22 protein-coding genes are annotated in these 20,934 nt (G+C 71.3%); 13 read left to right on the top strand and 9 right to left on the bottom strand.

Annotation, left to right across the window (positions count from 1 at the left end; genetic code table 11):
* Positions 1–130: 130 nt before the first annotated feature.
* Both IEZ15_RS06145 and IEZ15_RS06140 read left to right on the top strand, forming a co-directional pair.
* The gene (locus tag IEZ15_RS06145; RefSeq protein ID WP_114246005.1) at positions 131–334 is read left to right on the top strand and encodes a hypothetical protein; all 204 of its coding nucleotides are present in this window, start codon (positions 131–133) and stop codon (positions 332–334) included.
* A gap of 161 nt (positions 335–495) precedes the next feature.
* On the top strand, positions 496–795 hold the full coding sequence (locus IEZ15_RS06140) for a PIN domain-containing protein (protein WP_189274876.1): 300 nt from the start codon (positions 496–498) through the stop codon (positions 793–795).
* Positions 796–799: 4 nt separating this feature from the next.
* Here IEZ15_RS06140 and IEZ15_RS06135 read toward each other — a convergent pair whose 3' ends face one another.
* Positions 800–2,359 (bottom strand): FadD3 family acyl-CoA ligase, encoded by a 1,560-nt coding sequence (locus tag IEZ15_RS06135; protein WP_189274874.1) that lies wholly within the window; start codon positions 2,357–2,359, stop codon positions 800–802.
* A 92-nt stretch (positions 2,360–2,451) separates the two neighbouring features.
* On the opposite strand from IEZ15_RS06135, the gene IEZ15_RS06130 reads away from it, so the two are divergent.
* The 3 genes from IEZ15_RS06130 to IEZ15_RS06120 are packed head-to-tail and all read left to right on the top strand — an operon-like array spanning position 2,452 to position 4,826.
* Complete coding sequence (locus IEZ15_RS06130) at positions 2,452–3,600, top strand: lipid-transfer protein (RefSeq protein WP_114249230.1); 1,149 nt, start codon at positions 2,452–2,454, stop codon at positions 3,598–3,600.
* Between the two features lie 5 nt (positions 3,601–3,605).
* Positions 3,606–4,046, top strand: a complete 441-nt coding sequence (locus tag IEZ15_RS06125; protein ID WP_189274871.1) for a Zn-ribbon domain-containing OB-fold protein — start codon at positions 3,606–3,608, stop codon at positions 4,044–4,046.
* Positions 4,047–4,052: 6 nt separating this feature from the next.
* Positions 4,053–4,826, top strand: coding sequence for an enoyl-CoA hydratase/isomerase family protein (locus IEZ15_RS06120; RefSeq protein WP_189274869.1), 774 nt, complete (start codon positions 4,053–4,055; stop codon positions 4,824–4,826).
* 2 nt (positions 4,827–4,828) lie between these two features.
* Here IEZ15_RS06120 and IEZ15_RS06115 read toward each other — a convergent pair whose 3' ends face one another.
* Positions 4,829–5,383 (bottom strand): hypothetical protein, encoded by a 555-nt coding sequence (locus IEZ15_RS06115; RefSeq protein WP_189274867.1) that lies wholly within the window; start codon positions 5,381–5,383, stop codon positions 4,829–4,831.
* Positions 5,384–5,562: 179 nt separating this feature from the next.
* Between IEZ15_RS06115 and IEZ15_RS06110 the strand changes: the two genes are divergently transcribed.
* On the top strand, positions 5,563–6,276 hold the full coding sequence (locus IEZ15_RS06110; protein WP_189274865.1) for a hypothetical protein: 714 nt from the start codon (positions 5,563–5,565) through the stop codon (positions 6,274–6,276).
* Between the two features lie 75 nt (positions 6,277–6,351).
* Here the strand turns inward: IEZ15_RS06110 and afsK are convergent, their stop codons facing one another.
* Entirely contained in the window at positions 6,352–8,742 is a 2,391-nt protein-coding gene (afsK, locus tag IEZ15_RS06105; protein WP_189274862.1) for a protein serine/threonine kinase AfsK, read from the bottom strand.
* Positions 8,743–8,902: 160 nt separating this feature from the next.
* Complete coding sequence (locus tag IEZ15_RS06100) at positions 8,903–9,718, bottom strand: VOC family protein (RefSeq protein ID WP_189274860.1); 816 nt, start codon at positions 9,716–9,718, stop codon at positions 8,903–8,905.
* A 360-nt stretch (positions 9,719–10,078) separates the two neighbouring features.
* On the opposite strand from IEZ15_RS06100, the gene IEZ15_RS06095 reads away from it, so the two are divergent.
* Positions 10,079–10,726 (top strand): TetR family transcriptional regulator, encoded by a 648-nt coding sequence (locus IEZ15_RS06095; RefSeq protein ID WP_114245998.1) that lies wholly within the window; start codon positions 10,079–10,081, stop codon positions 10,724–10,726.
* 208 nt (positions 10,727–10,934) lie between these two features.
* Here the strand turns inward: IEZ15_RS06095 and IEZ15_RS06090 are convergent, their stop codons facing one another.
* Entirely contained in the window at positions 10,935–11,429 is a 495-nt protein-coding gene (locus IEZ15_RS06090) for a nitroreductase family deazaflavin-dependent oxidoreductase (RefSeq protein WP_189274857.1), read from the bottom strand.
* On the bottom strand, positions 11,429–12,667 hold the full coding sequence (locus IEZ15_RS06085; protein ID WP_189274855.1) for an acyl-CoA dehydrogenase family protein: 1,239 nt from the start codon (positions 12,665–12,667) through the stop codon (positions 11,429–11,431). Before IEZ15_RS06085 ends, IEZ15_RS06090 begins: the two co-directional genes overlap by 1 nt.
* 163 nt (positions 12,668–12,830) lie before the next feature.
* Between IEZ15_RS06085 and IEZ15_RS06080 the strand changes: the two genes are divergently transcribed.
* The 5 genes from IEZ15_RS06080 to IEZ15_RS06055 all read left to right on the top strand — a co-directional run bounded on the left by IEZ15_RS06080 (position 12,831) and on the right by IEZ15_RS06055 (position 17,159).
* Positions 12,831–14,000 (top strand): thiolase C-terminal domain-containing protein, encoded by a 1,170-nt coding sequence (locus IEZ15_RS06080; RefSeq protein ID WP_189274853.1) that lies wholly within the window; start codon positions 12,831–12,833, stop codon positions 13,998–14,000.
* Between the two features lie 213 nt (positions 14,001–14,213).
* Entirely contained in the window at positions 14,214–14,894 is a 681-nt protein-coding gene (locus tag IEZ15_RS06070; RefSeq protein ID WP_189274852.1) for a pyridoxine/pyridoxamine 5'-phosphate oxidase, read from the top strand.
* Positions 14,895–15,008: 114 nt separating this feature from the next.
* Complete coding sequence (gene htpX / locus IEZ15_RS06065; RefSeq protein ID WP_189274850.1) at positions 15,009–15,920, top strand: zinc metalloprotease HtpX; 912 nt, start codon at positions 15,009–15,011, stop codon at positions 15,918–15,920.
* A 9-nt stretch (positions 15,921–15,929) separates the two neighbouring features.
* Complete coding sequence (gene pspAB / locus IEZ15_RS06060) at positions 15,930–16,514, top strand: PspA-associated protein PspAB (protein WP_189274847.1); 585 nt, start codon at positions 15,930–15,932, stop codon at positions 16,512–16,514.
* Positions 16,515–16,571: 57 nt separating this feature from the next.
* Positions 16,572–17,159 (top strand): DUF1707 SHOCT-like domain-containing protein, encoded by a 588-nt coding sequence (locus IEZ15_RS06055; RefSeq protein WP_189274845.1) that lies wholly within the window; start codon positions 16,572–16,574, stop codon positions 17,157–17,159.
* Positions 17,160–17,220: 61 nt separating this feature from the next.
* Here IEZ15_RS06055 and IEZ15_RS06050 read toward each other — a convergent pair whose 3' ends face one another.
* Complete coding sequence (locus tag IEZ15_RS06050) at positions 17,221–17,640, bottom strand: Zn-ribbon domain-containing OB-fold protein (protein ID WP_114245990.1); 420 nt, start codon at positions 17,638–17,640, stop codon at positions 17,221–17,223.
* Positions 17,637–18,089 carry a DoxX family protein gene (locus IEZ15_RS06045; protein ID WP_114245989.1) on the bottom strand — a complete coding sequence of 151 codons (453 nt, stop codon included), beginning with the start codon at positions 18,087–18,089 and terminating at the stop codon, positions 17,637–17,639. Before IEZ15_RS06045 ends, IEZ15_RS06050 begins: the two co-directional genes overlap by 4 nt.
* 179 nt (positions 18,090–18,268) lie before the next feature.
* Here IEZ15_RS06045 and IEZ15_RS06040 point away from each other — a divergent pair, with 179 nt between their 5' ends.
* Complete coding sequence (locus IEZ15_RS06040) at positions 18,269–19,456, top strand: flavin-containing monooxygenase (protein WP_189274843.1); 1,188 nt, start codon at positions 18,269–18,271, stop codon at positions 19,454–19,456.
* 76 nt (positions 19,457–19,532) lie between these two features.
* Here IEZ15_RS06040 and IEZ15_RS06035 read toward each other — a convergent pair whose 3' ends face one another.
* On the bottom strand, positions 19,533–20,903 hold the full coding sequence (locus IEZ15_RS06035) for a COG1361 family protein (RefSeq protein ID WP_189274841.1): 1,371 nt from the start codon (positions 20,901–20,903) through the stop codon (positions 19,533–19,535).
* Positions 20,904–20,934: the final 31 nt, after the last annotated feature.

Below are 20,934 nucleotides of genomic sequence, written 5' to 3'. Positions count from 1 at the left end.
AGACGGGGCGACAGACGGCCGTGGCACTAATGTGAGCGGCCCTGACAGGCCCGTCCGGCAGTCCACGGGGGAACAGCCGGGCGGGCCTTGCCGACCCAGCACGCCGAATCACCAACGGGAGTAGACGATCATGAGCGACGCAAAGAGCAACGAGCCGATCATCAAGCCGCTCAACACCCACGCCACCGCGGCTCCGACGGGCGAGACGGTTCCCGACGTCCGGGGCACGGACGGCGAGATCAAGCCGCTCAACACCCACGCCACCGTGGCTCCGACGGGCGAGACCGAGGCCACGACCGACAACACGCACGCGACGGCGGAGCCGGCCAACTAGAGCTGAATTCGACGGGGTACGGGGGAGCGGCCGCGGCGGCGCGGAGGGGGAGCCGTCGCGGCCGCTGCATGTCTGCGCCCGGTCAGCACAATCGCACCAACGTTCGACCGCCGCGCTCAGGGCATGGCTCTCCACCCACGGGTCTGCCACCGTCCCCACGTGTGACCTCACGCGTACGGAGGTCGGGCGCGCACTGCGCGCCCGTCGGTGCGGGCGCAGATGTCACCGCCGAAGCCGAGGAATGGCTCGACGAGAGTGCGCTCGTACGGATGCCACCGCTCCTCTTCGACCGCGCAGGGCAGCTGTCCCCCGGCAACCGGCTCCGCTCGGTCGACGCGCTGCACCTCGCCGCGGCGCAAGGACTGGGACAGGCACTCATCGCCTTCGTCGTGTACGACAAACGGCTCGTCGAATCCGCACAGTCGCCGGGGCTGCCGGTCGAGAGCCCCGGAGCAGCCTGACTCGTCAGGCCTCCCGCCCCCGCAGCTCCCCCTTCACCACCTTGCCGCTCGCATTGCGCGGCAGTTCCGTCACGAACTCCACCGCCCGCGGGACCTTGTAGTTCGCCATCTCGCGCCTCGACCAGGCGATCAGGTCGTCGGCCGTCACCGTCGCGCCCGGCCTGCGCACCGCGTACGCCTTGCCCACCTCGCCCAGTCGGGGGTCCGGGACGCCGATCACCGCCACATCGGCCACGTCCGGGTGCAGGCCGAGGAGCTGTTCGATCTCGGCCGGATACGCGTTGAAGCCGCCGACGATGAACATGTCCTTGATCCGGTCGGTGATCCGGAGGTTGCCGTCCTCGTCGAGGACGCCCACGTCGCCCGTGCGGAGCCAGCCGTCGGCGGTGATCGTGGCGGCCGTGGTCTGCGGGTCCTCGAAGTAGCCCTGCATCACGTTGAACCCGCGGACCAGGACCTCGCCGGGCGTGCCGGGGGCGGCCAGGACGCGGATCTCCGTGTCGTCGATCGCACGGCCCGACGTCGAGGTGATCGTCTCCAGCGGGTCGCCGCGGCGGCACATGGTGACGATGCCGCTCGCTTCGGAGAGGCCGTACGCGGTGAGCACCGTCGCTATGCCGAGCTCCGTGCGCAGGCGTTCCACCAGTTGCAGGGGGACCACCGCCGCGCCCGTCACCACCAGGCGGAGGGCGGAGAGGTCGTGGGCGCGCCGGGCCGGGTGGTCCAGGAGGGACTGGTGGAGGGTGGGTGGGCCGGGCAGCACCGAGATGCGTTCGGCGGCGATGTTGGCCAGGGCCGTGTCCACGTTGAACACCGGTTGCGGAACCATCGTCGCGCCCCGCATCAGGCACGCGATGATGCCCGCCTTGTAGCCGAACGTGTGGAAGAAGGGGTTCACGATCAGATAGCGGTCGCCCTCGCGCAGATCCGCCAGCTCGCTCCAGATCGCGTAGCAGCGCAGGGTCTGGGCGTGGGTGATGACGGCGCCCTTGGGCCGGCCCGTGGTGCCCGAGGTGTAGATGATGTCGGAAGGGGCCGAAGGGGCGATCGCGTCGGCGCGGGAGCGTACCGCCGCTCCGGACACACCCTCCCCCGCCGCCAGGAAGTCCTTCCAGGTGACGTAGTCGTCGGGGGCGCTGTCCGCCAGCACCACCACCCTTTCCAGGTGCGGGAGTTGCACATCGGCCCGGCGCAGGGACGCCACGTACGACGTACCGAGGAAGGTGCCGGTGACGAAGAGCAGTTTCGCCCGGCTGCGTTCCAGGATGTACGCCGCCTCGGTGCCCTTGAAGCGGGTGTTGAGGGGGACCAGGACCGCGCCGGCCGTGACCGCGCCGAGCGCGGAGACGATCCAGTCCAGGGTGTTCGGCGCCCAGATCGCGACCCGGTCCCCCGGCTCCACGCCCGAGGCCATGCATGCGGCGGCGGCCCGTTCGACGCGGTCGCCGAGTTCGGCGTACGAGATCCGGGTCCGGCCCTCGACGACCGCCTCCCGGTCCCCGTACCGCCGCGCCGCCGCCCGGACCAGCTTCGGGATGCTGCCCCACTCCTCGTCGCCGCGCATCGCTCACCCTCCCTGACACAGTAGCTGACTATCCGTCAGATTAGCTGTAGCCTCAGCCGCTGTCAGCAGTCATGACGGTCTCGGAGGTGGCGGTGGCGGCACTCAAGGACGTGACAGCGATAGCCGGCATAGGGCAGACGGCCTTCGCGAAGCAACTGCCCGAATCCGAGAAGACATTGGCCTGTCGGGCCATCGTCGCGGCGCTCGACGACGCGGGCATCGCCGCCTCGGAGGTGGATGCCTTCGCCTCGTACACGATGGAGGAGACCGACGAGGTCGAGATCGCCAAGGCCATCGGGGCGGGCGATGTCACCTTCTTCAGCAAGGTGGGATTCGGGGGCGGCGGCTCGTGCGCGACGATCGCGCATCTCGCCGCCGCCGTGGCGACCGGGCAGGCGAGCGTCGGTGTCGCCTGGCGGTCGCGGAAGCGGGGGTCGGGGCCCCGGCCCTGGAGGAACACCGCCGTGCAACTGCCCACTCCCGCCCAGTGGACCCGGCCGTACGGGCTGCTGCGGCCGGCCGACGAGATCGGGATGCTGGCGCGCAGGTACATGCACGAGTACGGGGCGACCCGCGACCATCTCTTCAACGTCGCACTCGCCTGCCGCAACCGCGCCAACCAGAACCCGGACGCGGTGATGTACGAGCGGCCGCTGACCCGCGACATGTATATGACCTCGCGCTGGATCAGCGAGCCGCTCTGTCTCTTCGACAACTGCCTGGAGACCGACGGGGCGCTGGCCTGCGTCATCGTCTCGGCGGAGCGGGCCCGCGACTGTCGGCAGAAACCCGTCTACATCCACTCCGTCGCCCAGGGGCTGCCCGCCCAGCACCACGGCATGGTCAATTACTGGAACGACGACCCGCTCACCGGACCCGCCTGGACGGCCGCCCGGCAGCTGTGGAAGCAGGCCGACTTCGGCCCGGACGATGTGGATGTCGCGCAGATCTACGACGCGTTCACCCCGCTCATTCCGCTCTCCCTGGAGGGCTACGGCTTCTGCGGGCGCGGCGAGGGCGCGGCGTTCACCGAGGGCGGGGCGCTGGAGAGCGGCGGGCGGCTGCCCATCAACACCGGGGGCGGCGGGCTCAGCGAGGCGTATGTGCATGGCTTCAACCTCATCAACGAGGGTGTGAAGCAGTTGCGCGGCGTCTCCACCGCACAGGTCCCGAACGCCGGGACATGTCTGGTCACCGCCGGTGAGGGCGTACCCACATCTGCCGTACTGCTGAGGAGTTGACCGGGATGGATGCTCTGCTGCTGCCCGTCGTGGACGAGGACGGCGCACCCTTCTGGGAGTACGCGGCCCGCGGCGAACTCCGCGTCCAGGCCTGCGCCGCCCCGGAGTGCGGAAGGCTCCGCTTCCCGCCCCGGCCGTGCTGCCCGCACTGCCAGTCCTTCGAGAGCGAGTGGCGGCCGATGAGCGGACGCGGCCGCATCTGGTCGTACGTGCTGCCGCATCCGCCGCTGCTGCCCGCGTACGCCGCGCAGGCCCCGTACAACGCCGTCGTGGTCGAGCTGGCCGACGCCCCGGACATCCGGCTGGTCGGGAATGTGGTGAGCGGCCCGGACGCCCCGCTGGACTCGGTCGATCCGGGGCGGCTGCGGATCGGGGCGGCGGTGCGGGTGGTGTTCTGCCCGGCCGGTTCCGGGGCGACCCTGGTGCGTTGGCTGCTGGAGAGGTGATCGGTGATGGCGCTGCGGACGGAGACGGACAAGGAGACCGGGGTCGCGCTCGTCACCCTCGACCGGCCCGAGAAGCTCAATGCCATCGACCTGGCGACGGCCGCCGAACTGACCGCCGCCTGGCGGGCGTTCCGATTCGACGACGGGGTGCGAGCCGTTGTCGTCACCGGTGCGGGCGGCCGGGCCTTCTGTACGGGGATCGACCGGGGCGTGGAAGTGCCGCAACCCTCGTCCCCGTACACGATCGACGATCCGCTGATCGCGATCGGGCCGAAGGCGAACGACCTGTGGAAGCCGGTGATCGCGGCCGTGGAGGGGATGGCCTGCGGCGGGGCGTTCTATCTGCTGGGCGAGGCGGAGTTCGTCATCGCGTCCGAGGAGGCGACGTTCTTCGACCCGCACACGACGTACGGCATGGTCAGCGCGTACGAGGCGATCACCATGGCGCAGCGGATGCCGTTCGGCGAGGTGGCCCGGATGTCCCTGATGGGTACGGCCGAACGGGTCACGGCCCGCCGGGCGTACGAGACCGGGCTGGTCAGTGAGGTGACGGCACCCGGCGGCGCAGTGGCGGCGGCGCTGCTGGCAGCGGGAGTGATCGCCTCGTACCCGACCCGGGCGGTGCAGGGGACCGTACGGGCGGTGTGGTCCGCGAAGGAGGCGGCCAGGGCGCAGGCCATGGCCCACGCCCCGCACCTCATCGCACTCGGGAACCTGCCGCCGGAGCGGCAGGCCGAGTTGTTCCTGAGGCGGGGCGGCAATGAGTTCCGGATGCGGTGAGGTCAGTAGCTCAGCTCGGCCTCGACCCGGCACTTCTTCACCCGGGAGACCTTGCGCGGGCTGTCCATCCGCACGGAGACGGTCTTGGTCTCGCCACCCTCGGCGTCCACCTTCGCCTCACCGGTGTCGACGGTGTTGCCCGCTGCGTCGAGGAAGGTCACATCGACTTCGTAGGTGTGCGAGCCGACGGCGTTCGCGGTGAGCCGGACGGTGGAGGTGGTGACGGCCTTGCGCTTGCCCTTGCGGGGCTGGGCGCAGCGGAAGACGTACGCCTGGGGCGCGTCCGAAGCGGTGGCGCTCGGGGTCGGCGTCCCGTAGTCGGTATTGCCGGAGGAGCTGCTCGACGAGTCGTAGTCGTTGTCGTTGTTGTCGTAGCTGTTGTCGTGGTAGCTGCCGTTGCTCTTCTTGGAGTTGGAGCATCCGCCGCCGCCGCTGCTGCTGCTTCCCGACCCCTTGCTCTTGCCGCTTCGGCCGCCGTGGCTGGAGGTCGAGAAGCCGGTGAGTGCGAGTACCACCACGACCAGTACCGCGGAAAGTTTTATGTGCTGCCGCATCATCGATGCAGCCCCCCTTGTGTTGTTGTCCGTGTTGTCGCTGCCGAATGTGCTGTTGCTGCTGTCGAACGACCGCGCGACACGCTAGCGCAAGGTGCGGGGGTCAGGGTCCGGGCGTAGCGTCGAGGCCGAGAGCGGTGCTGATCCCCGACGCCGGTCCGCGCACCTGCAGGAGGCCGATGATGGTCCGCAACGTCCTCGGCTCGGTCCTGGCTCTCGCCGGAGCGGCGGCCGCCGTGCTGAGCCCCTTCCGTGACTGGTACGACGGCCGTCTGGGACGTCATTACCGGATCGACGAGCTGTTCACGGGTGTCACCGGCAGCCGGCCGGGGCCGCTGGGCTCGATCTTCCTGGCCTTTCTCTTCGCCGCCCTGCTGGCGGTGGTCGGTGTGGTGCTGCGGTCGCGTCTACTGGTCGCATCCGCGGGTGTGGTGGTGCTCGGGTTCACCGTGCTGTGGATGGTGCGCCAGGGGGAATCGATGGGCAGTCTGACCGTCGCGGGCGACGGTTCCGGGCTGCAGTGGGGGGTGGCGAACGCGGTGGGCGGCGCGGTGCTGTTGCTGCTGGGTGCGGTGGTGATGCCGGGGCGGCACGGTGGGCGCCGGCCTGCCCGCGGCGGCCGTGACCAGCCGTATGCGGCGCCCGGATCGGAGCATCCGGATACGTGGCCGCCCACGCAGGAGCCGGGGCCCTCCGTGCAGACGAGTACGTTGCCGGAGCCCGAGCCGGACCCGTACACCGGGCCCACTCCGGCGGACCGCCGCCCGGGCCCGGAGGACCGGGACACGGCGCCGCATCCGGTGACCGGGCCGAGGGACCAGGACACGGCTGACACGGCCCAGTACCCCGTCGTACCGGACGAGGGGCCCGACTCCCACCGGCCCCCGCACGCATGACGGACCGCGGTCGGCACGATCAGGCCCGTCCGGCGCTCGAGGACGAAGCGGCGGCCGGACGAGCCCGGCGAGGTACTACGTCCGGGGCCGGTTGCCCGTGCCCGTTCCCTTCAGCGCATCCAGCGCGTACACGCAGCGGTCCTTGCTGCACGCGTACACGACACCGCCCCTAGCCACGGGCGAACCCGTGATCTCGCCGCCCGTCGCCAGCTTCCAGCGGAGTTGGCCGCCCGCCGCGTCCAGGGTGTACAGGACGTGGTCGGCGGAGCCGAAGTGGACCCGGCCGTCGGCGACCACCGGGGCCCCCACCACCTCGCCGCCTGCCGCGAACCGCCATTTCGGGGTGCCGGTGACCGCGTCGAGCGTGTACAGGGCGCTGCCGCTGCCGACATGGACGTTCCCGGCCGTGACCAGGACCGGTTCGATCGACTGGCGGGCCTCCGTGGCGATGCGCCAGCGGTCCTTGCCGGTCGAGGCGTCGATCGCGTACACCGTGCCGAGGTAGTCGGCGAGGTACACGCCACCGCCGGTGACGGCGGGCCCGGGTGCGAACGCGGGCGGGGAGAGGAAGACCGCGGGCGACTCGAAGTGCCAGCGGACATGACCGGACACGGTGTCGACGGCCAGGACCCGGGCCCCCGCACTGACGTACACGAAACCGTCCGGCGCCGCGGTCACCCGGACCGGCACGCCGCCGCAGGAGGCCGCGTCGCCGATGGGGTACGACCAGCGTTCGATGCCGGTACGGGCGTCGACGGCACGCAGCCGGGCGTCCTGCCACAGGTAGACCGTGCCGTCGTGGATCGCGGGCCCGGCCTCCGCCGTCTCGAAGTCGGTCTGCACGCCGCTGCTCTCCCACAGCTTCTCGCCCGTGGACGCCTCCCACGCCTGGACGCCGCCGCCCCGGGTGCCGGTGACGACGGTGCCGCGGTCGGCCTTGAGGGAGTACACCCAGGCATCTGTCTGCAGCCGCCACCGCTCGGCGCCGGTCGCCCCGTCCAGGGCGTACAGCGACGGCCCGTCGGAGGCGTGGATGCGGCCGCCCTCGACGGCCATCACCCAGGCCACGTCCCGGGTCTTGAACTGGCGCCGCCCGTTGCCGATGTCCAGGGCATGCACCTCGAACGACGTGACGTAGAGGAGGTCCCCGGCTACGACGGGCGTCCCCCAGACGTCGTTGGACATCCGGAACCGCCAGGGCCGCCAGCGGTCCGGGCCCGGGGGCGCGGTCTCGGGCGCGTGCGCGGGCGCGGGCAAGGGGGCCGGTGCGGCGGCGGGGGCCGTGCCGTTCACCCCGGCGGGCGGGCGCACCCAGCCGGTCGCGGGACCGGCGTCCGCGGTGGCCGTGGCGGTGGCCCGTACGTCCTGGGCGCGCGGGCCGGGGCCGATCGGCACCTTCGCACCGGGCAGCCGCACCGGGCCGCCCCCGTCGGACAGCTGCGCGGACGCGGCGGCCGGGGAGCGCAGGTCGGCGCCGCTGCGCCAGGCGGTGTCCCGGTCCGCGCCGGGCGGCTGCTGGGGCGGCGGCGGCACGGGGGCAGGAGCGGGCGCCGGAGCCGCGGTCTTGCGGCCTCCGCCGCGGCGGAGCTCGATCATCGCGGTGGCGGAGGTCGGCAGCCATGCCGAAGCCGTACCGCTGTCGTCACCGCCGGAGGCGAAGAGGTGCGGAGCGAGCTGGGCCTGCAGATCGGCGGGGGTGGGCCGCAGCCCGGCGTCCATCTGCATGCAGGACTCGATCAGCGGCCGCAGTTCGTCGGGCAGGCCCTCCAGATCGGGGCCCTCGCGCAGCAGCATGAAGACCGTCTCCACGGGGTTGGCGCCGTGGAACGGCGCATGGCCGGTGGCGGCGAAGACCAGCGTCGAGCCGAGCGAGAAGACATCGCTGGCGCCCGTGACGCTGCGCGAGTCCCGCGCCTGCTCGGGCGACATGTAGGCGGGCGTGCCGACGGCGACATTCGTCATGGTCAGCCGGGTGTTGGAGACCCCGGACGCGATCCCGAAGTCGATCACCCGCGGGCCGTCCTCGACGACGAGCACGTTCGACGGCTTCATGTCGCGGTGGACGAGCCCCGCACCGTGGATCGACTGGAGCGCCTCGGCGATGCCGGCGGCCAGCCAGCGCACCGCCTGGACCGGCATGGGCCCGCACTCATTCACTATCTCCTCGAGCGACGGGGCGGGCACATAAGCGGTGGCCAGCCACGGCACGGCGGCCCGCGGGTCGGCGTCCACCACTGCGGCCGTGTAGAAGCCGCTGACCGCCCGGGCTGCCTCCACCTCGCGCGTGAAGCGGACCCGGAACAGCTGGTCCTCGGCGAGCTCCGTACGTACCGTCTTGATCGCCACCCGCCGGCCCGAAGCCGAGCGGGCGAGATAGACCAGCCCCATGCCACCGGCCCCGAGCCGTCCCAGCACCTCGAACGGGCCGATCCGCCTCGGGTCGTGCTGCGTCAGCTGCTCCACCACTTGCCCTGCCACCTCCCCGTACGGGCCTCAGGAACAGAAGCCCGCGAAAACCCGCCCTGTACGGCGTCTCACCACTGGGCACCACCCGGCGGTGCGCACCCCGATTGTTCCTGGCTGAGGCTCCGGTTGCGAACCCGGGGGCGGACCGGGGTGTCACAGCTCACTCTGCACTCTTCCCGGACACAGGGGGCTGAAGTACGGCGAACACGGCACTCTGATCGTCCTGGAGGACCGCCATCCTCCCGTACGGGATGTCGAAGGGCGGCGCGGAGATGCGGCCGCCGAGGCGTACCGCGTGTCCGGCGGCGGCATTGCAGTCCTCGACGGCGAAGTAGTTGAGGAAGTAACTGGGCATCTCGGCCGGGAAGGCATCGGTGATGACGCTGCGCCCGCAGACCGCGGTGTCCGGTCCGGGTTCCGTGCCGGCCGGGGACCAGATGCGGAAGTCGACGCCGGACCCGGCTGTACCGGATTCACCCGCGCCGGAGGTGTCGAGGTCGGTGCCCTGGAAGCCGAAGACCTCCTCGTAGAAGGCGTCGACACGGTCCTTCTGCCGGGTGTGGACCTCGGTCCAGCAGAAGGAGCCCGGTTCGTGTCGCTTCTCGAAGCCTTCGCGGTCACCGGCCTGCCAGAGCCCGAAGACCGCTCCGCCGGGATCGGCCGCCTCGGCGAGCGCTCCGGCCCCGCCCGCCCGCACGGGGTCGGTGATCACCTGACCGCCCGCCTCCCTGATGCGGGCGACGGTCGCGACGATGTCATCGGTGGCGAAGTAGACGCCCCAGGCGGTCGGCATCCGGCCGTCCTGCTTGGCGGCGAGTGCGGCGACGAGCTTCCCGTCGCTGAGCGCGTCCGCGCACGGGCCGTCGCAGGCCCGGAAGGTCCAGCCGAACAGCTCACCGTAGAAGCGCTTGCCCGCTTCGAGGTCGGGAAGCTTCACATCCACCCAGCACGGCGCGGATTGCGCGAATGCGGCCATGGGCCCGGGTCCTTCCGTCGCGGTCGGTCGCGGCCGTTCGCGGTTTGTTCGCAGTTGTCCGCAGTCGTTCGCGGCCGTTCACAGTTCATGGCAGTGACGCTCGCCACACCAAACGTAACCGCGGGCGGCATGCACCGCGCACCGACCCGTCCGCATCGAACTCATTTTCGATAGAGGGGTCCCGTGCCCGCGGCTTCACGGAAAGTTATCCACGGAAGTTATCCACAGGCTGTTGATAAGACTTATCGCCCCGTGGGGCGCATCCGTCGATATCCGGCCACTCCCCCCACCCCACCTGCGGTGCTCCCCATTTGCAGTCGGCCGAATCGCGCTCCGATCCCCCCTCGGTAAGCTGACGGCATGACAGGACAAGTGCGCACCGTCGACGGCCGCGTGGCCGGTCGACGCGGACAGGCGACGCGGCAGAAGCTGCTCGACTGCCTCAGCGAGATGCTCAGTTCCTCGCCGTACCGGGACGTCAAAGTCATCGACGTCGCCCGGAAGGCGGGGACTTCACCCGCGACCTTCTACCAATACTTCCCCGACGTCGAGGGCGCCGTCCTCGAAATCGCCGAAGAAATGGCCAAGGAGGGTGCCGGTTTGACCGAACTGGTCGCAGGCCGCTCCTGGGTCGGCAAGGCCGGCTGGCAGACCGCCGAAGAACTCGTCGAGGGATTCCTCGACTTCTGGCGACATCATGACGCGATCCTGCGAGTGGTCGACCTCGGAGCGGCCGAGGGCGACAAGCGGTTCTACAAGATCCGTATGAAGATCCTGAACTCGGTCACCAACTCCCTTACGGATTCGGTGAAGGAGCTCCAGGCCAAGGGCAAGGTCGACAAGGACGTCAGCGCCGCCGCGATGGCGGGCTCGCTCGTCGCGATGCTGGCCGCGGTCGCCTCGCACCAGAAGGGCTTTACGACCTGGGGCGTGAAGCAGGCCGAACTCAAGCCGAATCTCGCACTGTTGGTACATCTGGGCATCACCGGCAGGAAGCCGACCAAGTAGCGCCGCACCGGGCCCCTCCCCCACTGGGTACCGCGCGGCAGTTCCGGGCGCCCCAGGTCCTGTCTCACCGACGGCGGACCACGCACGTGGTCCGCCGTCGGTGCACCCGGACCGTTCCACGGATCGCTCCGACGGCCGATCCCGCGCACGGTTTTCGCGCATCACCAACAGTCACGGTCCGCACGCACCGCTTCCGCGTCCGGCCTCGTCAGGTCGCGGCGTCACCTTGCCGTTCCAGCCTGAAGAGCCGGATCTCCCGCTCGACCCGCGCCTGATACGTCGCGTAGGGCGGCCAGAACTTCAGCGCCGTCTGCCACACCGCGTCCCGTTCCGCGCCCTGCAGCAGTGTGGCGCGCACCGGAATGTCCCGGCCCCTCCAGTTGACGACGGCCTTGCCGGGACCGGCCAGCAGGTTCGCGGTCCAGGCCGGATGCCCCGTACGGCCGAAATTGCTGCCGACCAGGATCCAGCTCTGCTCCGTCCCGTTCTCCGGCATGCAGGCCAGTGGAGTGCTCCTGAGCTGCCCGCTCCTCGCCCCCGGCACCGTCAGGATCAGCCCCGGCAGCATCCGGGCGCTGAGCAGCACCTTGCCGCGCGTGAGCCGGTGCACCGTACGGTCCATGGCGGGTATGACATGCGGGGCGATCCTCGCGAACGTGCGGGTCGAGGACACCTTCTGGATCAGCCGGACGCCGGGCGCCATCAGACCGCCACCTGCCCGGTCGGTCCCGGGGTGGCGAATGCCGAGGACGCGGACGGCTGCCCGTGCGGCGGTGCGAACAGTCCGGCCTGCTCCGCCGCCCGGTCGCGGAGCCGGTGGACGGGGCCGAAGAGCAGTTCGTCGGCAGCGGCCCGCTTGAAGTACAGATGCGTCTCGTGTTCCCAGGTGAAGCCGATCCCACCGTGCAGCTGGACGGCCTCGGCCGTGGTGATCCGCAGCGCCTCCAGGGCCTGGGCGAGTGCGAGGCCCCCGGCCGCCGGGTCCCAGGCCGCGTAGTACGCGGCGGAACGGGCCGCCTGCACCCGTACGTACAGATCCGCGAGGCGGTGCTTCACGGCCTGGAAGGACCCGATCGCCCGGCCGAACTGTTCGCGCGTCTTCACGTATTCGACGGTCCGCTCCAGTGCGCTCGCCGCCGCCCCCACCGCCTGAGCGGCGAGCAGTGCGGCGGCCCCGCGTCCTGCCGGGGCGAGCGCGTCGACGACGTCCACGGTGTCGTCCGCGCCGAGGAGTTCGGCCTCGGTGTCACGGAGTTCGATGCGGGCCAGCGGGCGGGTCTCGTCCAGCGAGGTCCGGCGGGTGCGGACGATTCCGGCCGCCGTGTCCGGGCGGACCAGGAAGAGGAGCGTACGGCTGCGCGGGAAGCCGCCGGTGTGGGCGGCGACCAGGAGGAGTCCCGCGCTGTGCCCGTCGAGGACCTGGGCGGCCTCCCCGTACAGCCGCCAGCCCTCCGCGCCGCCGACCGGCCTGGCCTGTATTCCGCCCGCCCGGCCGCCACCCGCCCAGGCGCCGCCGGTGGGGTCACCGGTGAGGCCGAGTGCGGTGGCGAGCGAGCCGCCGGGGACGGCCAGGGTCGCGGTCAGCCGGCCGGCGGCGATGCGCGGCAGCAGGGCGGTGCGCTGGGCCTCGGTGCCGAGGGCGGCGATCAGGGGCGCGGCGAGTGCGGCGGTGGCGATCAGGGGTGACGGCAGCAGGGCACGACCGGTCTCCTCGCAGGCGACGGCGAGCTCGGCGAGGCCGCAGCCGACACCTCCGTACTCCTGGGGGAGGGCGAGTCCGGGCAGCCCGAGATCCTGGGCGAGCTGTCGCCACAGGGTCTCGTCGTATCCGTCGGCGGTCCGTACGGCACTCCTGACGTCGCCGGGGCCGCTGCGTTTGGCCAGCAGTTCGCGCAGGGTGCGGCGGATCTCGTCCTGTTCCGCGGTGAAGGCGGCATCCATCGTCGGGCTCCTTCCCCTCAGAGGACTTCGGCCTCTGATCTGACGGCCCGTCATGCTAGGGGTGAATCCATGAGATTCCCAGAGTCGCGCACGGCGGGGAGCCGGGAAGATCCCGCCCCACCGAGCGGTCCGCGCGCTCACTATCTGATGTACCGTCAGATTCATGCCTTCTTCCCACCGCAAGGTCGCTGTCGTCGGCATATCCCTCGCCGACTGCGGACGCGTCGACGAGGCCACGCCGTACGCACTGCACGCCCAGGCCGCCCGCCGGGCACTGGCCGATTCGGGTCTGGACCGGTCCGTCGTCGACGGTTTCGCCTCCGCCGGACTCGGCACGCTCGCCCCGGTCGAGGTCGCCGAGTATCTGGGGCTGAAACCCACCTGGGTGGACTCCACCGCGGTCGGCGGCTCGACCTGGGAGGTGATGGCGGCCCATGCGGCGGACGCCATCGCGGCGGGTCACGCCAATGCCGTTCTGCTGGTGTACGGATCGACCGCACGCGCGGACATCAAGGCGGGCCGCCGGACGTCCAATCTCTCCTTCGGGGCGCGCGGCCCGCTCCAGTTCGAGGTGCCGTACGGGCACTCGCTGATCGCCAAGTACGCGATGGCCGCCCGCCGCCATATGCACGAGTACGGCACGACCCTGGAGCAGCTCGCCGAGGTGGCGGTCCAGGCACGGGCGAACGCGGCGGCCAACCCGGACGCGATGTTCCGTGAGCCGATAACGGTGGACGACGTGATGTCGGGGCCGGTGATCGCGGACCCGTTCACCAAGCTGCACTGCTGCATCCGCAGCGACGGCGGCTGCGCGGTGCTGCTGGCCGCCGAGGAGTACGTACCGGACACGGCGAAGGAACCGGTGTGGATCCTCGGTACGGGTGAGCACGTCTCGCACTCCGCCATGTCCGAGTGGGACGACTTCACGGTCTCCCCCGCGGCGGTCTCGGGCCGCCTGGCGTTCGAACGGGCAGGGGTGCGGCCCGCGGACATCGATCTCGCCGAGATCTATGACGCGTTCACCTATATGACGCTGGTGACGCTGGAGGACCTGGGTTTCTGCGCGAAGGGCGAGGGCGGCGCGTTCGTGGAGAAGGGCCGGACCGGCCTGACGGGCGAGCTGCCGGTCAACACGGACGGGGGCGGCCTGTCCGCCTGCCACCCCGGGATGCGCGGACTGTTCCTGCTGGTGGAGGCGGTACGGCAGCTGCGCGGCGAGGCGGGTGGGCGCCAGGTGCGCAGGGCGGGCGGCCGACTGCCGGAGCTGGCGGTGGCCTCGGGGACGGGCGGCTGGTTCTGCTCGTCGGGAACGGTGGTGCTGGGGCGGGGGTGAGGGCCGGGGCGGGGCAGCCGGTCACACCGCGATGACCGTGAGCACCCCCTCGAGCCCCTCGAAGGCCTCCGCGCTGCGGGTGAAGAGCGGCAGTCCCCTGACCTGGGCAATGGAAGCGATCACCAGGTCCATGCGCCGGGGCCGGGGATCGTGCCGGGCTACGGCGATCTGCCCGATGCCCTGTGCGAGGGCGTCATGCGCTGCAATGGGGCCATGAGCGACGCACAGAAGACCGATGCGCAGCAGAGCTTCCTGGACCTGCTCCACGCCCAGCGGGTCTGGGACGTGGACCTTCCCGCCTTCGACCCGGACGCCGCGCCCTCCGCCCCGCTCCCCCTCTTCCACGCCTGGTTCGCCGAGGCCGTGGCCGCCGGGCAGGCCGAGCCGCACACGATGTCGCTGGCCACCGTCGACGCCGAGGGCCGGCCCGATGTGCGGACGCTGATGCTGCACGACGCGGACGAGCGCGGCTGGCACTTCGCCACGCACCGCACCAGCGCGAAGGGCCGCCAGCTCGCCGCCCACCCGCACGCCGCGCTCGGCTTCTACTGGCCGGTGCAGGGGCGGCAGGTACGGGTGCGGGGACCGGTCACCGAGACGAGCCGGGCGGAGAGCCTGGCCGATCTGCACGCCCGCTCGGCCGGGGCGCTCGCAGCGGCGCTGACCGGGTCGCAGAGCGAGGTGCTGGAATCGCAGGAGGAACTGGCCCGGACCGCCGACGCCGCCTGGGAACGGGCGTCGGCCGAGCCGGACGCGGAGGTCGCCGGCTGGACGCGGTACGTGGTTGAGCCCCGGGAGGTCGAGTTCTTCCAGGGCGACGCGGGGCGCCGACACGTACGGCTGCGCTACCGCCGGGACGGTGCGCACTGGACGCGGGAACTGCTCTGGCCGTAGGGACAGCGGCCGCCGGCCGCCCGGCCTGGAGGTGGGGCACTCACGGGCCGCAGCTTTATTCGGATTCAACCGAAAAGGAGCACTATGGGAGGCAGGTGAGGACTGGAGGCACCGATGAGCCGAACCCGTTCCCGTTACGCCCCCGACCGCGGGCTGACCACGCGCATGGTGACCACCATGTTCCTGATCGGTCTGCTGTACGTGGTGCTGGTGGGTGTGCTGCTCGCCGTGCTGCGCGGCGCCTGGCCGATCATTCTGATCTTCACCGGCGGCCTCTTCATCGCCCAGTTCTGGTTCAGCGACCGCATCGCGGCCTTCAGCATGGGCGCCCGGGAGGTCACCCCCGAGCAGGCGCCGGAGCTGCACGGCACCGTCGACCGGATCTGCGCCCTGGCCGACATGCCCAAGCCCCGGGTGGCGATCGCCCAGAGCGATGTGCCGAACGCCTTCGCCACCGGCCGGAGCGAGAAGACCGCCCTTGTGTGCGCCACCACCGGACTGCTGCGCAGACTGGAGCCGGAGGAGCTGGAGGGCGTACTCGCGCACGAGATGTCGCACGTCGCGCACCGCGATGTCGCCGTCATGACGATCGCCTCGTTCCTCGGTGTGCTCGCCGGCATCATCACCCGTGTCGCCCTGTGGGGCGGTCTCTCCCGCAGCAGCAGGGCCAATGACCCCGTCGGCATCGCGGTCATGCTGATCCCGCTGGTCAGCGCCGTCGTGTACGCCCTGAGCTTCCTGCTCACCCGGCTGCTCTCGCGCTACCGCGAGCTCTCCGCCGACCGCACCGCCGCCCTGCTCACCGGCCGCCCCTCGGCGCTCGCCTCCGCCCTCACGAAGGTGTGCGGCCAGATGGCCCGCATCCCGACCGAGGACCTGCGGAAGGCGGAGCCGTACAACGCCTTCTACTTCGTTCCCGCGTTCTCCTCCAAGGAGAGCCTGAGCCGGCTGCTCTCCTCCCACCCGACCCTCGAACAGCGCCTGGACCAGCTGGCCCGTATCTCCGCCGACCTCGCCCGCCCGTAAGGAACGTTCATGGGTCTTCTCGACACCATCCTGGGCCGCACCAAACCGGTCCGCCCCGACCTCGACCAGCTCTTCGCCGTGCCCTCCGCCGCCCTCACCCTCCAGGCCGGTGCGGGGTTCGCCCCCACCGGCCTCGGCTCGGTCTGCTTCGCGGGCGTCGAGGGCGGCACCTTCGCCCGCATCCAGCAGGACGTACGCGAACTGCTCGACGCCGACACCGACCGGGGCGGCATTCCGGTGGAGTTCAGCCAGGACACGTACGGCTACACCTGGCTGCTCGCCCGGCAGCCGGCCGAGGACACGGCCGCCCTGGTCAACGACCTGCACGCGGTGAACACCCTGCTCCAGGACGGCGGCTTCGGGCCGCAGCTGCTCTGCTCCCTGATCGGCTTCCGGGACGCGCGGGACCGTCCGCTGGCCCTGGTCTATCTCTACAAGCGCGGCACGTTCTATCCGTTCGCGCCGGTGCCGGGTGGCGCCGAGAAGCGTGACAACCAGCTGGAGTTGCAGGTCCGGGCGGTGGTCGGGGACGACCTCCGGATGGAGAAGGACCTGGCCCGGTGGTTCCCGGTGTGGGGGGCGCCGGGGCTGTGACGCGGGGCGGCCGATGACAGGGGACCCGGCGCCGCACCCGCCCGTATCATCGCTTCCATGACTGCTGAACCCTCTCGTTCCGCCGACCGTATGCGCGCTTCGGATGCCGATCGCGAGGCGGTGGTCGAGCAGTTGCGGGAGGCGGCGGCCGAGGGCCGCATCGACATGGACGAGCTGGACACCCGGCTCGGGCAGGCGCTGTCCGCCAAGACCTACGCCGAACTCGCGCCCCTCACCGAGGACCTGGTCCCCATCGAGGTGGCCACGGGCGAGCCGCTGGTCCTCAAGGGCGGCATGCACGGGATGACGCGCTCGGGCGTCTGGAAGGTGCCCCCGGTGATACGCGCCCAGGGCGGCGTCGGCGGCGTCAGGATCGACTTCACCCGCGCCGAGTGCCGGCTGCGCGAGATCGAACTGGAAGTGCGCGGAGAGATGGGCGGGGTGAAGATCGTGATCCCGGAGGGCTGGACCGTACACACCGACAGCCTGGACCACGGACTCGGCGGCCTGAAGGCCAGAACCACGGACGAGAGGAAGTCCGGCGCCCCGCTCCTCCGACTGACGGGCTCCTGCGGCATGGGCGGTGTGGTCGTCCGCCACCCGAACTTCCGCGAACGCCGCAAGCTGCGCAGCATCGAGCCCTGATCCGCGCCGAGCTGCACTGAGCCGCGCCGAGGCACAGGCACGTGCACTCCCTGCGTGGACCTCAGCAGTCTCCGGGGTGGAAGACCGCAACGGCCTCCTCCCCCTCCTCCCGCCGGAAGGCCACCCGCAACGCCATGCCGATGGCGAGAGCGGACTCCTCGCACCCCACGATCTCCGTCATCATCCGCGGCCCCTCGGCCAGGTCGACCACGGCCGCGACGTACGGGACGCGGGCACCGAACGGCGGCAGGTCGTTGCGGTGGACGACGGACCAGGTGTAGAGCGTGGCGTCTCCGCTCGCCCGTTCCCAGGTGACGTCCTCGCTCCAGCAGTGCGGGCAGAACTCGCGGGGGTAGTGGTGGGCGCGCCCGCAGGCGCGGCAGCGGCGCAGCAGCAACTGCCCCTGGGCGGCGGCGTCCCAGTAGGGGCGGGTGAAGGCGTCGGGCTCGGGGAGGTCGAAACGTACGGCGGCCGTGGTCACAGGAAGAGTCCGATCGCGTCGTCGAGGGACCAGGTCTGCCAGGACATCGCGAACAGCGCGACGAGCGAGATGAGCGCCATCATCGCGTTCTGCCCCTGCTCGGCCCAGTCGTGGATCATCAGCACGAGGTAGAGGAGGTTGAGGAGGAGTCCGGCGACGAGCGCGACAGGGGTGAGGAATCCGGCGATCAGGCCGAGGCCCAGGGCGAGTTCGGCGTACACGACGAGGTAGGCCATGGCCTTGGGGCGCGGGGCGACGATCCGCTGGAATCCGGTGCGCACGGCCGTCCACCGGTGCTTGCCCGCCACGTCCGCGGCCCAGGCGATGCCCGTACCGCGCTCGAACCAGCCCTTCTTGTCCTTGTGCCGCCAGCTCTCCAGCCACCACAGGCCGAGGCCTATCCGGAGGACGGCGAGCCACTCGGCGCCACCGAGCCACATCGTCTGCATGGGGCCTCCCGCTCACTGGATCTGACGGTACGTCAGTTCACCTGATGGCGGCGGCTTGCGCAAGGGGCATGCACGGGGCGCGCAGGAGGCATGCAAGAGCCACACCCCGTGATCGATTCGCAATCGATTCCGGTCTTGTCCGAGACCCATCAAGTATGTGCGCGGATACGCTCCGAACCATGCCCGACAGCGCATTTACCGCCGGTAGCCCCACCCGGGCCCGTATCGACCTCACCGAGGGCCGGCCCGTGTACGTCATCGGTGGCGGTCCGGGCGGTCTCGCCGCCGCGGCGGCCCTGCGCGAGCAGGGGTTGAGGGCGGTGGTGCTGGAGAAGTCCGAGAACGTGGGCGCGTCCTGGCGCCATCACTACGACCGGCTGCACCTCCACACGACCCGGCGCTGGTCCGCGCTGCCGGGACTCGCGATGCCACGCCGGTTCGGACGGTGGGTGGCCAGGGACGATGTGGTGCGCTATCTGGAGAAGTACGTCGAGCACCACCGGCTGGAAGTGGTGACAGGCGTCGAGGTGTCCCGGATCGACCGGGCCCCCGACGGAACCGGCTGGCAGCTGAGCGCGACCGGCGGCCGGATACTGACCGGCCGGGCCGTCATCGTCGCCACCGGCTACAACCACACCCCGCGCATCCCCGACTGGTCCGGCCGCGACACCTTCACCGGCGACCTGGTGCACGCCTGCGGCTACCGCAATCCCGCCCCGTACGCGGGCAGGGACGTCCTTGTCGTCGGCATCGGCAACACGGGCGCCGAGATCGCCGCCGACCTGGTGGAGGGCGGGGCGTCCCGAGTTCGGATCGCCGTGCGCACCGTGCCGCACATCGTGCGCCGCTCGACGGCGGGCTGGCCCGCGCAGGCGACCGGCATCCTGGTCCGCAGGCTGCCGGTCCGGCTCGTCGACGCAGCCGGGGGCCTGATGGCCAGGATCGCCGTGCCCGACCTCGCCGGGCAGGGGCTCCCGCGTCCGGACACCGGCCTGTACTCACGGGTCAAGGACGGGGCCATTCCGGTGCAGGACGTGGGGCTGATCGACGCGGTGAAGAGCGGCCGGGTGGTGCCGGTGGCGGCCGTCGAGTCGTTCGACAAGGACGTGGTGGTGCTGGCCGACGGGGACCGGATCACCCCGGACGCGGTGATCGCCGCAACCGGCTACCGGCGGGCCCTGGAGGAACTGGTCGGCCACCTCGACGTACTGGACGCCCGGGGCCGCCCGGTGGTGCACGGCGGCCGCACGCCCAAGCAGGCACCCGGCCTGTACTTCACCGGGTTCACCAACCCGATCAGCGGCATGCTGCGCGAACTGGCCCTGGACGCACAGAAGATCGCCAAAAAGCTGGCGTGTACCGGCTGACCGCCGGGCCCCCACGCGCGCGCGGGGCGCGGCCGGGAGAAACCGGCCGCGCCCCGCCCTGTTCGTGAAGCGTCTGTCACGCCTCGGGCGTGGCGTTCACCACGACCTTCGCCGTGTTGTTCTCGGGCTTCGGGTCGAACGGGAACGTGCCCCCGGGGCCACCGGAGGTGAGTACGACCCGGCCGGTGGCGTCGGCGACGACCCGGTCGACGCGCAGCTGGAACGGGAAGGAACGCGCCGTGTCCGGCAGCGCCCAGTACGGCAGGGAGCAGACGTACCGCGGGGCGCCCGTCCGCTGCGGGTGGTAGCCGCCGCTCAGGGTCCGCGGCTCGCAGTCGGCAGGGGCGGAGGTGACGGTTACGCCGTCGGGGACGGTGAAGTCGACGTCCGCGACGGGGTCGCCGGAGCCGAGGTTGCCGAGCCAGGCCGGTCCGTTGTTGCGGAAGCCGAGTTCGGCGGTGACGGTCTCACCGGCACCACCGGCGACGCGGGCGCCCGTGGCCTCGAAGTCCGCCGTGTTCACCGCCTTGAAGGTGGCGATGGTGTAGTTGTCCTCGTCCGCCAGGTCGGTGGCGCCGTTGCCGGGCTCGACGCTGATGTCCAGGCGCTCGGCGAGCGCGTGCGGAGCGAGGGCCAGCCGCATCGGCTCGGGCAGCGTATAGGTGTCACCCGGTTCGAGCACCCGGTCGAAGGTGCAGGTGGCGTGGGTCATCGGGGCGTAGTCGTCGCCACCGGTCGTCCCGTACGTGCACTCGGGGTACTCGTTGACGAAGTCGAGCCCGTACGACGCGTCGAGCGTGGCCGTGAAGCCCTCGGACCGCTCACCGCCCTTGTTCGTCACCGCGAACGCAACGGTGTGCACGCTGCCCGGCCGGGCGCCCTTCACGGGAGCGATCTCCGCGAGGGACAGGTCCGGCCCCGAGGCGACCGTGACCGTGGTGTCGAACGAGTCGAGCGGGGCCTCCAGGGTGCCCGAGGGGCCGCCGGTGGCCACGGCCGCGTAGGTGATACGCCCCTGTGCCCCGGCCGTCGCACCGTCCGCGGCACGGATCGTGAGGTTGACCTGCGGGGTGTAGTCGTCGCCGGTGGTGGGCACCACGGGAACGCTGCACACGGCCGTGGTTCCGCTCGGTGCGCAGTTGTCGGGCCAGGTCACATCGGCCACTCCGGCGACACCGGAGATGTCGACCGAGAGCCGGCCGTCGGTGACGGTGAAGTTGTCGTTGTCGTGATAGAGCCCGATGTCCAGCGACCGGCTCTGCGGTGCACCGCCGCCGCTGCCTCCGAGCAGCAGGTTCTGCTCGGAGGGCGCCTGGATCCAGAGCTGGTCGGACTGCTCCTCGGCGGACGCGGACGCCGAAGCCGCGAGTCCGGCGGTCAGCAGCCCGGCGGCCACGGCGATGCTGGCGCCGAGGCGCGCGGTGCGCCGGACGGATACAGGTCTCATGAATTCCCCCAGGGATGGACCGACGATGGTG

This window comes from Streptomyces atratus (genome assembly GCF_014648655.1).
GTDB lineage: Bacteria > Actinomycetota > Actinomycetes > Streptomycetales > Streptomycetaceae > Streptomyces > Streptomyces atratus.
This window is presented reverse-complemented; position numbering and strand designations above follow the sequence as displayed.